Below are 12,027 nucleotides of genomic sequence, written 5' to 3'. Positions count from 1 at the left end.
CTCTTTCCCCCCCCCGCTGCCCTTCTGCCTGGGCGGGACCTCAGGCGATGCGGCGCGCCACCACGCGGCGCGGCCGCTGCCAGGCACCGGGGCTGGTTCCGACGACGCGCCTGAAGGTCCTGGTCATATGCGCCTGGTCGGCAAAGCCGGCGAGCAGCGCGATCTGCGCGATCGGCTCTCGGTCATCGAGCAGCATTTCCTTGACCTTCTCGATGCGCGCCCGCAGCTGCCACTGGTGCGGCGGCAGTCCCGTGGAGGCCTTGAAGGCGCGGCAGAAGTAGGACACCGAAAGCCGGGTCAGCGTGGCGAGTTCCAGCAGCGGCACGTTCTGCTCCAGCTTGTCCTGCAAGCATTCGAGCGCCCGGCGCAACTGCCACGGTGCGAGACGGCCGTTCTCGGCGCCTGATGTCGCAACGCGGTCCAGCTGAGTCAGCCCCTGCAACAGCGCGACGGACAGACCATCGCCATACAGCAGGTTCGCCGGCGCGCCGCTGTCGCATTCGTCGGCGAAGAGCCGCGCCAGGCCGAGCAGCCGGGGGCAGGAGAACATCACCCGCGGTGCCAGGACCGTGTCGAGGTCGATCGCATCCTCCTGCATGCCGGCGAGCGTATCGCCATCGAACTGCACGACCAGATGGCGCAGGTAGCGCAGGCCGCGCGCCTCGCCCGATGCGCCAAGTCGCGGCGGGATCAGCGACATCGGCAACCGCGTGCCGGCTCCGGCCGCCGCCTGCGGCGCACCGATCCACATGGCGGTCTGCCCGCCCACTTCCTCCAGCATGATGGAGAGCTGCGTGCAGTCGGCCTGCAGGCCGATCTTCATCTGCTGGCCGCACTGCACCTCGGACACTGCGGCGCTGACACTGCTCCAGCTGCGCTGGGTCTGGCGCAGCAGCGTTCCGCCCGCATAGTCCGGACGGATGGGCCGCCGCCAGGCGGGCCAGGCCGGCTCCTGCATCATGGGATGCGTGACCGTGGCTGGGCGAAGGGTCTGGGAAGGGTTCATGGGGGTTCTCCGCGGCAGGCTGTGTCGGTGGCCTGATCCTCCCCATTGGCCCGGCGCCTCGCGAGTTAATCGATGCAAATGCGTGCCGCATGCACATGTGGCGAGGTCTTTACACCGCCTCTGTGACCAGCATTTTTCCGTTTGAAAAAGCAGTTCGCCGGGATGGGGTCGGCGGACATCAAGGCGCCGGCGAGCCCTTTTCGGTATGAAGGCCGGCAGCGTTATCCCCCGCCGCGCTCATCACCGGCCTCCGCTGCGACCTGCCCGGGCAAATCACCGCTCAGGTGACAGCAAACGTCTTCGGCAGCCCTGCGGGGCGGCATCTGCTCGCAGGGCGCGCGCCTGATGGGGGCCTATGACAGCCGTATCAGCTTCGGGCTGCCCGAAGCACGGCGATGAACCGCAGGATTGTCGCTTCTGGGATCCCAATATGCCGCCGCCTGGAGAGGCCAAGCTGGGATGGATGCACATACCGGCCGAGGACAGATTCGAACCGCCTGCTTCCGTGAGCCTGCGCAACACCCTCCGGCCGGGAAGGGCTTCCGCTAGCACGTTGAGTTGGTTTGGATAAATTGGCGGACCCGAAAGGATTCGAACCTTCGACCTCTGCCTTCGGAGCGTGTTGGGGCGGTCTTCGCCAGTCTTTCTCTCTTTACGCTAGAACCCCCTAAACCACTACGTAGATTGAGATTTTCTGGCACCGCCGACCGCATCGTGTATCCGTCTGCACGTCGAAGTTTCGGCCCGGGTGCTTCCGTGGTGCTTCCGTAAGTGGAGCCACGGGTCCCAACTCGGACCAGGAGCACAGGACGTGGGAAAGCTCAGCAAGCGCACCGTCGACCAGGCAACGCCGCAGGCCGGGGACTACTTCATCTGGGATGACGAACTGCCCGGGTTCGGCATGCGGGTGTTCACCTCGGGCCGGCGCAGTTACCTGGTGCAGTATCGCGCCAAGGGGCGCACCCGCCGCTTCACGATCGGCACTCATGGCGTGTGGACGCCCGAGACGGCGAGGCGGGAAGCTCGCGTGCTCCTGGGCCGGATTGCGCAAGGCGACAATCCGGCGGAGCAGCGCGAGCTCGACCACCGCGCGATCACGGTCAAAGAGCTCTGCGAGCGCTATCTGGCCGATGCCAAGGCCGGCCTGATCCTTGGCAAAAAGCAACGGCCCAAGAAGGCCTCGACGATCTACACGGACGAAGGTCGGATCAAGCGCCATATCGTCCCGCTGCTCGGCACGCGGCGCGTGAAGGACCTCACCAACGCCGACGTGACGCAATTCATGCGCGACATCGCATCTGGAAAGACAAAGGCCGACGTAAAGACGCGGAGGCGCGGGCGCGCCATCGTCCGCGGCGGCATGGGGACGGGCCGCCGCACGGTTGGCTTCCTGGGCGCGCTGCTGACCTATGCGCGGGAGGCCGGCATCATCAGTACCAACCCGGCGCATGGCATTCGTAAAGCCGCCGACCAGAAGAGGACGCGACGTCTCTCGGAGGACGAGTATCGGCTGCTCGGGAGGTTGCTGGCGAAGGCGCACGCTGACGATCAGCTCCGAACCTCGGCCAAGATCACCCGGCTGCTCGCCCTGAGCGGGTGCCGGCGCGGCGAGATCCTGAATCTGACCTGGTCCGAGGTGGACACCGGTAACAGCTGTCTTCGGCTCCACGATACGAAGGAGGGCGCGTCCGTGCGCCCGATCGGACTTCCCGCCGTCGATATGCTGGAGTCGGATAGGCCGCGTGAGCCAGTCGGCCCGGTGTTCCGCGGCTTCCTCGATGGCAAGCCGTTGATCGGCTTCCCGAAGCACTGGGATAGGATGTTCGCGAAGACACCGCTCGCTGACGTCACCCCCCATGTCTTGCGCCACAGCTTCGCCAGCATCGCAAACGATCTCGGCTTCACTGAGTCGACTGTCGCAGCTTTGCTGGGACACGCTCAGGGATCGGTGACCAGCCGGTACATTCACGCGGTCGACACGTCGCTGATCATGGCCGCCGATACGGTCGCCGGATACATCCAGGCGCTGCTGGAGGGTGCGCAGTTCCGGCGTCGGGGCTACGCGCTGGATCGCGCGTCCAGGGAGATGGCGCTCTCACGGCACCTCGGGAACCCTTTGCTGCCGGCCGTGAGCCACCTGGCCGAAGCCAGCGCCGCCGATCAGACCCCGGGGCCTCACGGCCTGAAGCCTTGACGATATAGCCTGGGAGCTATAAATGACTTGGCAGGTCTTATTTGTTGATGAGTTCGATGCGGAGTTCGGAGAGCTACCGGAAGCCGTGCAGGATGAACTGTTGGCTTCCGCCAAGCTCCTCTCCGCGTTCGGTCCGAATTTGAGCCGCCCGCATGCGGATACGCTCAAGGATTCGGCGTTCGCCAACATGAAGGAACTGCGGTTCGAGGCGGAGGGCGGCGTCTGGCGTGTCGCCTTCGCGTTCGATCCCGAGCGCAAGGCCATCCTGCTCGTCGCCGGCGACAAATCGGGTGGCAGTGAGAAGCGCTTCTACAGATCGCTCATCGCGAAAGCCGAAAGGCGCTTCAGGGTGCATCTCGATCGGCTCAAGGCCGCGAAGAAGGGAAAAACGTGATGGGACGAACACTGAATGATGTCGTTGCCGCGCTTCCCGAGGCGCGGCGGGCACGTGTTGAGGCGCGCGCCCAGGAGCTCATTGATGAGGTTGAGAGCCTGAGCGAGCTGCGCCGTATGGCTGGCAAGGCGCAGGTGGAAATCGCATCTGCCTTGCGGGTTAAGCAGCCCTCGATTTCGAAGATCGAGAAGCAGGCGGACATGTATCTCTCGACGCTCCGAAGCTATGTCGAGGCGATCGGCGGAAAGCTGGAGCTCGTCGTCCGCCTGCCTTCACGCGCGCCTGTACGGATCGAGCACTTGGGCGACGTCGCCCCGAGCGTTTCCGCCGGGCCCAGGAAGGTCGCAGTCAAGCGGCAGACCAAGCCGCGTGCGGCCGCCCGCGCCGGGTGATCGGACGATCCGCCGTGAGTAGTACCCAGGATCCGGGTGCCGGGATGGGCGAAATCCGGCGGTAGCGCTTCGAACGCAGAGTGAGAGTTTGGCGGCTGGCGCCGTGACGGGTTTCCGGGCCGAGAGAGAGGCTCGCGGCCGGCCCGTCATGGAGAACCGCCATGACCCGCTCCGCGACGCGGCCGGCCCCGAGCGGCCGAGCCTCGGGTGACCGCGCGAACCTCTACGACGAGATCACCGACAGGATCATCGCTGAACTCGATGCCGGGCGGCTGCCCTGGGTGCAGCCCTGGGGAGCCTCGGGTGTGGCCGCGCCGCTTGCCCTGCCGAAGAACGCCGCGACCAGCCGGCGCTACTCCGGGATCAACGTCCTGATCCTCTGGGGAGCCGTCGTCGAGCGCGGCTACGCCGGCCAGAGCTGGCTCACCTTCCGCCAGGCCCTTGCGCTCGGTGGCAGCGTGCGAAAGGGCGAGCGCGGTACCACCGTCGTCTATGCCGACCGCTTCATTCCCGGCGAGGAACGCCAGCGCGCGCAGGAGACGGGCAAGGACGCCCGCGCGATCCACTTCCTCAAGCGCTTTACCGTATTCAACGTCGAGCAGTGCGACGGACTGCCGCCCGAACTCGCCGCGACGGCGCCGCCCGCGGATACCTCGCTTATCGAGCCGCGCGTCCAGTCGCTGATCGCGACCTCCGGCGCCAACGTCCGCATCGGCGGGGAGCGCGCCTACTACGACGTGCTCGGCGACATCATCCGCGTTCCGCCGCCGCAGGCCTATTTCCAGCCGATCGACTGGCACCGGACTGCACTGCATGAGCTCGGCCATTGGACGGGGCACGCGTCGCGCCTTGGCCGCGAGATCGCCAACAGCTTCGGTTCGAAGAAGTACGCGCAGGAGGAGCTGGTCGCCGAGATGACCGCGGCCTTCACCTGCGCCGACCTGGGCATCGTGCCGACGGTGCGCCACGCCGACTACATCGGCTCCTGGCTGGAGGTGCTGCGCGAGGACAATCGCGCGATCGTTCGGGCGGCGAGCGCAGCGTCAAAGGCGGCCGACTTCCTGCTCGCCTTCGCGCCCTAGACCGACGCGGTCACCGATGAAACACATGTGGCGGAGGCCGTGTCATGACCCAGCAGCACAGCGCCATGGTTCCGCTCATCGCGTCAGAGGCAGAGGAGCGCTATGGCCACTACATCCGCGAAGCTCTGACGACCGAGGGTGGTCACCTCGCCATCGGCCGCGGCGGCTTTACCCTCTACTTCGCCCGCGGTGGATATCTCAGTGGGCACGACTGCGAGACCATCAAGACGGCCTGCATCGCGGCTGGCCTGCCGGTGATCGACAGCTGCGCTCTCCCCTTCGAGGTCGTCTGCGATCTCGCGGTGCGCGGCCCGATGGTCGCGGTCGGCGAGCCCGCCAGTCCGCCGCCCTGGGATGCGTTCTCCTACGCGCCACTCGCGGATGTCGCGGATGCCTATCGTGCGGCCGGCGCGGAGGTGTGGAACCTCGCACCCTGTCCCGCACCAGCGGCGCGAACAGAGTGAGAGGGCCGAGGCGGTCATCGTGACGGGTTCAGGGGTAGGGAGAGAGGCTCCCGGCCGGCCCGTCATGGAGACCCCCCATGTCGAAGTCCGCCCCGAAGGTCGCGCTGTCCGCCTCGCGCGACATCCCCTTCAACCGCCTTGTGCTCAGCCAGGCGAATGTCCGGCGCATCAAGGCCGGCATCGCCGTTGAGGAGTTGGCCGAGGACATCGCCCGGCGCACCCTCCTCCAGAGCCTCACCGTCCGCCCCGTGCTGGACGACGATGGCCGCGAGACCGGCACCTTCGAGGTGCCCTCGGGCGGCCGCCGCTACCGCGCGCTGGAACTGCTGGTGAAGCAGAAGCGCCTCGCCCGCACCGCGCCGATCCCCTGCATCATCCGCACCGAGGGCATCGCTGAGGAGGACAGCCTGGCGGAGAACGTGCAGCGCGCCCCGCTGCACCCGCTCGACCAGTTCCGAGCCTTCCAGGCCCTGCGCGAGCGCGGCCGCTCGGAGGAGGAGATCGCCGCGGCCTTCTTCGTCTCGGTGAGCGTCGTCCGGCAGCGGCTGCGCCTCGCCGCCGTCTCGCCCCGCCTCCTCGACCTCTACGCCGAAGACGGCATGACGCTCGAACAGCTGATGGCCTTCACCGTTAGCCCCGACCATGAGCGCCAGGAGCAGGTCTGGGAGGCGCTGCAGCGCTCCTACACCAAGGAGCCCTACCAGATACGCCGCCTGCTGACCGAGGGTGCCGTCCGCGCCTCCGACAAGCGCGCCCGCTTCGTCGGCGCCGAGGCCTATGAGGCCGCGGGCGGGCTGATCCTGCGCGACCTGTTCCAGCCCGACGACGGCGGCTGGTGGCAGGATGCCGGGCTGCTCGACCGCCTCGCGCGGGAGCGGCTGGAGCGCGAGGCCGAGGCGATCCGCGCCGAGGGCTGGCGATGGGTCGAGGCCGCGCCCGACTTCCCCTACGGCCACAGCTACGGCCTCCGTCGCCTGGCCGGCGAAGCACAGCCGCTGACCGAGGAGGAGACGGCGCGGCGCGAGGCGCTCCAGGCCGAGTTCGACCGGCTGGAGCAGGACTGCGCCGAGGCCGACGAGGTGCCGGAGGAGACCGACCGGCGCCTGGCCGAGATTGAGGAGGCGCTCGCCGCCTTCGAGGATCGGCCCGTCGCCTACGATCCTGAGGAGATGGCGTGCGCCGGCGTCTTCGTCAGCATCGATGGGTCGGGCGCGCTGCGCGTCGAGAGCGGCTACGTCCGGCCGGAGGACGAGCCGCCGGTCGCGGCTGAGCCGGAGCAGGAGCAGGTCGGGACCGACCAGCGATCGGGCGATCCGGAGACGGAGGGCGAGACCACTTCCGAGCCCGACACCGGCACGGCCGCCCCGCCCGTCGAGCCGCCGGAGGAGGAAGAGGGCATCCGCCCGCTGCCCGACCGGCTGCTGACCGAGCTCACCGCGCACCGCACCCTCGCGCTGCGCGACGCGCTAGCCGCCGATCCGCAGACGGCCTTCCTCGCCGCACTGCACGCGCTCTGCCTGCGGCTGTTCTATCGCTACGGCCTCGACTCCTGCCTGGAGATCGAGCCGAAGAGCGCGCTGTTCTCCGCCCAGGCCCCGGGACTCGCCGACACCGCCTCGGCACGCGCCATCGAGGCCCGCCATGCGCGCTGGCAGGCGCAGATGCCGACGGATCCGGGGGAGCTCTGGCGGATCCTCGCCGGCTTCGACGCCGACAGCCGCGAGGCGCTGTTCGCGCACTGCGTCGGGCTGACGGTCAATGCGGTGCACGAGGCCTACAACCGCCGGCCCAAGGCGATCGCGCATGCCGACCGCATCGCCGAAGCGGTCAGCCTCGACATGGCCGCGGTCGGCTGGCGGCCGACGGCGGAGGCCTATCTAGGCCGCGTCACCAAGGGCAGGATCCTCGCCGCCGTACGGGAGGCGCGTGGGGTGCGGGCGGCGGAGCGCATCGCTGGCCTGAAGAAGGCGGAGATGGCGACGGCCGCCGAGGAGCTGCTCGCCGGCACCGACTGGGTGCCCGAGCCGCTGCGGACGCCGGGTCAGGTCTTCGCGGCGGTGGAAGCGGAAACCGAGGCGGCGCCAGAGGGCGAAGCGGAAACGGCGGCGGAGGGCGGCGATACGGCCATCGCCTCGGCGCCGCCGGCTCAAGACACTGAGGCCGCGGCGTTCCCCATCGCCGCCATCGCCGCCGAGTAACCGGCCTCCCTGCACCTCGCGGGCCCGTCGCAAGGCGGGCCCGCATCTTTATGGAGGGACCAATGCGCGAAGATGCCGCCGCGCTCGCACGCCGCCTGGCCCGCAACGCCGAGGCGGTCTGCCGCCACTACCTCTCTAACGGCCGACGCGAGGGGCACTGGTGGACTGCGGGCGATGTCACGAACACGCCGGGGCGCAGCCTGTTCGTGCGGTTGCACGGGCCCGAGGCGGGCAGTGGCGCCGCCGGGAAGTGGACCGACGCCGCGACGGGCGATCATGGCGACCTGCTGGACCTGGTTGCCCGGGCGCGTGGCCTCGACTGCCTGCGCGACGTGCTGGAGGAGGCTCGGCGGTTCCTGAGCCTGCCCGCGCCGCAAAGGCCCGAGCAGCGCGCGCCTGTAGCCGTCGGCTCCCCGGATGCGGCGCGCCGGCTGTTCAACGCCGGGCAGCCGATCAAGGGGACGCTCGCCGAGACCTATCTGCGCGCGCGGGGTGTCACGTACCTGGACGACCTGCCGGCGCTGCGCTTCCACCCGCGCTGCTACTACCGCGCCGACGAGAACGCGCCGGTCGAGACGTGGCCCGCGATGCTCGCCGCGGTGACGGACCTCGGCGGCACGATCACCGGGGTACACCGCACCTGGCTCGCGCGTGACGGCAGCGGCAAGGCGCCGGTCGCGACCCCGCGGCGGGCGATGGGCCGACTGCTTGGGAATGGCGTGCGGTTCGGCGCCGCACAGGAGGTCGTCGCGGTAGGCGAGGGCATCGAGACGATGCTCGCACTGCGCTGTGTTTTGCCCACGCTGCCGATGATCGCGGCGCTATCGGTGAGTCATCTCGTCGCTCTTGTCCTGCCGCCTGGTGTGCGTCGACTCTACGTTGCCCAAGACAGCGACCACGCGGGCAACCGAGCTGCCGCAATGCTAACCGAGTGCGCCGGGCGAGCGGGCATTGAGTCTGTCGCCCTGAGCCCGCGTTCGGAAGACTTCAACGAAGATCTACGCCAGATCGGAGCTGCCGAGCTGGCCGCGTGGGTGCGCGTGCAGATGGCACCTGTGGATGCAGCCCTGCTGCCTACCGGCAATGGCTAACCTTAGCCAAACGGTCATCTCAACGCGGGCATGACCCTCGTCCGCTTCGCGCCCATCGCGGACCTTCAGCTAGACCCTGCCATCGCCAAGAAGCGGACGTTTCGGCTAGTACTTGGCGACCTTGACGGTGTGGCATCACTATTCGGGTTCAGAGCGGCTTCGACAAAATCCACCGCGCGCGATCATTTGGAGGGTCATGAATTGCCCTCCAAGCATGATTCTCAGTGGCAGCGTGGCATTCACGGGTTCTGGCACCTTGGGCGCTGCTGGCGGCGGCTTTATCGCCACCGCGCCACTCACCCCGATCAAACCTCCGACACTTGTGCCCACGAAGTAATCACGTCATAATTGAAATGGGCAAAAATGGGGGGCTGTATATTATGCCTGTACGGGCAGCTGCCTTTGCATTCGACGAGAATGCAAGTCTCGACGACAATCTATCCGCGTTCGGAAACTATATCGACGAGATGGACGCCGCGCTGGGAGCGGAAATGCGAAAGCAATTCACGGCGCTTCTCGAGGGAACGTACAAGGCGGATGAAGTCTGGGATCGGTTGTTCGAGATTTGCGCCGCGCCGCCCACCGAGGACAAAAACACAAGCGAGGTAGAGGTCGCGGCAGCGCCCGCTAACGCGGCTACCGCCCAACCATTGGCCGCGCCCCTGCCGCCAGTGACCGGCTGGTTACTTGAAGGCGTTTCGATCGAAGGCTTCAGAGGCGTGAACAATGAGGGGCACCCCCTCGAGCTCAGGCTGCAGCCCGACAAGGTCAGCAGTATCTCGGCGGTGAACGGCGTCGGCAAGACATCCGTTTACGACGCCGTGCGTTACGCGATCACCGGAAAGCTACCCTGGCTGGATGAACTCCCCGCCGCCGAGCGGGACAAAGACTACTACCAGAATCGATTTCACTCGACCGGTCAGTCCACTATAAAGCTCCGGCTCGTCGCCGAACCCGGCGGGGAAAAATGCGCGATCACCATCGGCCGGAACGCGCTAGGCCATCGCTCGGTCGCAGCCACCGCGCCTTGGGATACCAGCGCGATTCTGACCGCGCTCAATCGCGAGTTCGTATTCCTCGATGGACCGACTTTTCAGAAGTTCATCGCTGCGGGGCCACTCGTTCGCGGACGTACCTTTTCCGGGTTGCTGGGGCTATCGGCATACAGCGATCTTCGCCAAGCTCTCGCGGGTCTGGTGAACACGCGCGCGTTCAACAATCACTTCAGTGTTGCTGCCCATGCGCAAAACAAGACGCGCGAAGAGCGGACCGCCCGTGATCTGGCAGCAGCAATTGCCAACGACTACGAGATTCTAGTTGGCGCGGCCATTGGGGAGTTGAATGCAACGGCGGCGAAAGAGAAGTGCCAGGACGCGCTGGCCCAGATCGCGCCGCTGAAACCTGTCTGTGAAGGAAAGGCGTTCGCAGCCATCGACATCGACGCCTGCATCGAGGCGATCAAGGATGCCGAGGGCGGGCCGAAACGCGAGCGCCTTGGCACCTGCATCCGAGAGCGTAGCGATCTCGCTAAAGTTAATCATGAGGCTCCAACTGCGGAGCGGGCCGCGCAACTCACCGCGCTTGCCGCTGAGCGGGAGGACGCGGTGGCAAGGACCGCCGGCGATCTGATGCTCCAGCTTTATCAGGCAGGCTCGAAGGTCGTGGAAACCGAACAGTGGGAGGATCCGCATCTTTGCCCGCTTTGCGATGGGACGGGAACTCACAGCCTGCGGGACCACATTGCCTCCAAGCTCTCCGAGTTCGAGGCCTTGGATAAGGCGGCTACGGCGCTGGCGACGGAATGGAGTGCGTCCGGGTGGACTGAGCTTCTTCAACTCGAATCCACGATGGAGTCCACCGCCGAAAAACGCCTACTCGCCGCCCGGAATACCCGAGCCGCCGCTGGCTCGATCTCCAAGGCGGAAGCCGAGGCGTTGGTGGAACATCTTGCGGCGCTGCGCACCAGGGCTGGCGAGATCGATGCGCAGTTGGCAGCCGAGCAGGCCCAGCTCGAGAAAGAATTGCCGCCGTCGTCGGTCGAGGTGACCAAGAAAGTGGAGACCGCGCGGCGCTTGCAGGATAGCTGGAATAAGCTCGAGCAATCCCGGAATGCGATTGCGGAAGAAGCGGTAAGAGACGCCTGTGTTGATCGGGTTCGTGACTTTCTCGTTGATGCATCCAAGACCTTCGCGACGGCCGAGGCAGGTATGAGCAAGGCGCGCCTCGCTGCCGTCGAGCCCGTCTTCAAGGAGTATTTCAAGAAGATGTCGTTTCACGGCGTCGAGCCGGCCGTCTCGAAAAGGCAGATAGCGAAGAACTGCGCATCGGCCTTACCCAATTCTACGGGCTAACGAACGTCTCGCCCCAGGCGCTTCTCTCCGAGAGCTTCCGCAACGCCTTCGCGATCTCGCTCTATCTGGCGGCCGCGTCTCTCTACGGCGGACTGCCGAAATTCGTAGTTCTCGATGATGTGACGTCCAGCTTCGACGCCGGGCACCAGCACTTTCTAGTTGAACTCATCAGAACCACCTTCGCGAGGCCCGGAAACGCGACAGGACCGCAGGTGATCCTGTTGAGCCACGACACGATGCTCGAAAAGCTGTTCAACAAGCACAGCGGTTCGGGAGCGTGGTGGCACCAGCGCCTCGAGGGATCGCCGCAGGTTGCCGTCTTGCCGCAGGCCGGAGCGGTCAACAAGGTGCGCGACCGCACCATTTCGATGCTTCAAGCCGGCCAGGTCGACTCCGCAAAGGAAGGCGTGCGGCAGTATTTGGAATATCGATTAAGCGATCTCATCAGCAAGCTCCGCATCCCGGTGCCGGTGGACATCGCCTTCAACGACGACAAGCAATTGGCGGGCGAATTCCTTAAGGCCATTGAGGCGGCCGTCAAACTGCACAAGGCCGCCAACAGCCTCCAACTCGACGCGGCCCAGCAAGCCGGCCTGAACACCAACATGGTGACGATCGTTGGAAACTTCCTAAGCCATTGGGGCACCGGCCAGGCAGCGGCATTCTCCGGCCCAGCCCTGCTCGGCGTGATGCAGGCGATCGATGACTATTGCGATTGCTTTACCTTCGAGCCCACTCCGGGCGCGGCCAGGATTTACTACAAGTCACTATCGCAACGACAGTAGAGACGCTTCTGCCACCGCCGATCGCCGATGCATATTGCGTCTCTGAGTCCACACAGTGCGGTGTTTCTGC

10 protein-coding genes are annotated in these 12,027 nt (G+C 66.5%); 9 read left to right on the top strand and 1 reads right to left on the bottom strand.

The genetic code is table 11. From position 1 onward, the window contains the following. Positions 1 to 40 precede the first annotated feature (40 nt). The gene (locus tag ACVFYP_RS25545) at positions 41 to 1,006 is read right to left on the bottom strand and encodes a helix-turn-helix domain-containing protein (RefSeq protein WP_499202992.1); all 966 of its coding nucleotides are present in this window, start codon (positions 1,004 to 1,006) and stop codon (positions 41 to 43) included. A gap of 811 nt (positions 1,007 to 1,817) precedes the next feature. On the opposite strand from ACVFYP_RS25545, the gene ACVFYP_RS25540 reads away from it, so the two are divergent. From ACVFYP_RS25540 to ACVFYP_RS25500, 9 genes are all read left to right on the top strand, one after another. Then, positions 1,818 to 3,200 carry a tyrosine-type recombinase/integrase gene (locus ACVFYP_RS25540; RefSeq protein ID WP_168049765.1) on the top strand — a complete coding sequence of 461 codons (1,383 nt, stop codon included), beginning with the start codon at positions 1,818 to 1,820 and terminating at the stop codon, positions 3,198 to 3,200. Positions 3,201 to 3,222: 22 nt separating this feature from the next. Then, positions 3,223 to 3,594, top strand: a complete 372-nt coding sequence (locus ACVFYP_RS25535; protein WP_168049764.1) for a type II toxin-antitoxin system RelE/ParE family toxin — start codon at positions 3,223 to 3,225, stop codon at positions 3,592 to 3,594. After that, positions 3,594 to 3,986 (top strand): XRE family transcriptional regulator, encoded by a 393-nt coding sequence (locus ACVFYP_RS25530; RefSeq protein ID WP_168049763.1) that lies wholly within the window; start codon positions 3,594 to 3,596, stop codon positions 3,984 to 3,986. The genes ACVFYP_RS25535 and ACVFYP_RS25530 overlap by 1 nt, the downstream gene beginning before the upstream one ends. A gap of 161 nt (positions 3,987 to 4,147) precedes the next feature. Continuing rightward, on the top strand, positions 4,148 to 5,068 hold the full coding sequence (locus ACVFYP_RS25525) for an ArdC family protein (protein WP_216879199.1): 921 nt from the start codon (positions 4,148 to 4,150) through the stop codon (positions 5,066 to 5,068). Between the two features lie 44 nt (positions 5,069 to 5,112). Beyond that, a complete protein-coding gene (locus tag ACVFYP_RS25520; protein ID WP_230411002.1) occupies positions 5,113 to 5,532 on the top strand; it encodes a hypothetical protein in 420 nt (139 codons plus the stop codon). Between the two features lie 77 nt (positions 5,533 to 5,609). Further along, positions 5,610 to 7,730, top strand: coding sequence for a ParB/RepB/Spo0J family partition protein (locus ACVFYP_RS25515; RefSeq protein ID WP_216879200.1), 2,121 nt, complete (start codon positions 5,610 to 5,612; stop codon positions 7,728 to 7,730). Positions 7,731 to 7,792: 62 nt separating this feature from the next. Continuing rightward, a complete protein-coding gene (locus ACVFYP_RS25510) occupies positions 7,793 to 8,821 on the top strand; it encodes a DUF7146 domain-containing protein (protein ID WP_499202991.1) in 1,029 nt (342 codons plus the stop codon). 380 nt (positions 8,822 to 9,201) lie between these two features. After that, positions 9,202 to 11,172 carry an AAA family ATPase gene (locus ACVFYP_RS25505; protein ID WP_499202990.1) on the top strand — a complete coding sequence of 657 codons (1,971 nt, stop codon included), beginning with the start codon at positions 9,202 to 9,204 and terminating at the stop codon, positions 11,170 to 11,172. 221 nt (positions 11,173 to 11,393) lie between these two features. Further along, the gene (locus ACVFYP_RS25500; protein ID WP_499202989.1) at positions 11,394 to 11,957 is read left to right on the top strand and encodes a hypothetical protein; all 564 of its coding nucleotides are present in this window, start codon (positions 11,394 to 11,396) and stop codon (positions 11,955 to 11,957) included. Positions 11,958 to 12,027 lie beyond the last annotated feature (70 nt).

This window comes from Roseomonas sp. F4 (assembly GCF_053891155.1).
The sequence above is the reverse complement of the archived record's forward strand: the minus strand, read 5'-3'. Positions and strand labels throughout refer to the sequence as shown.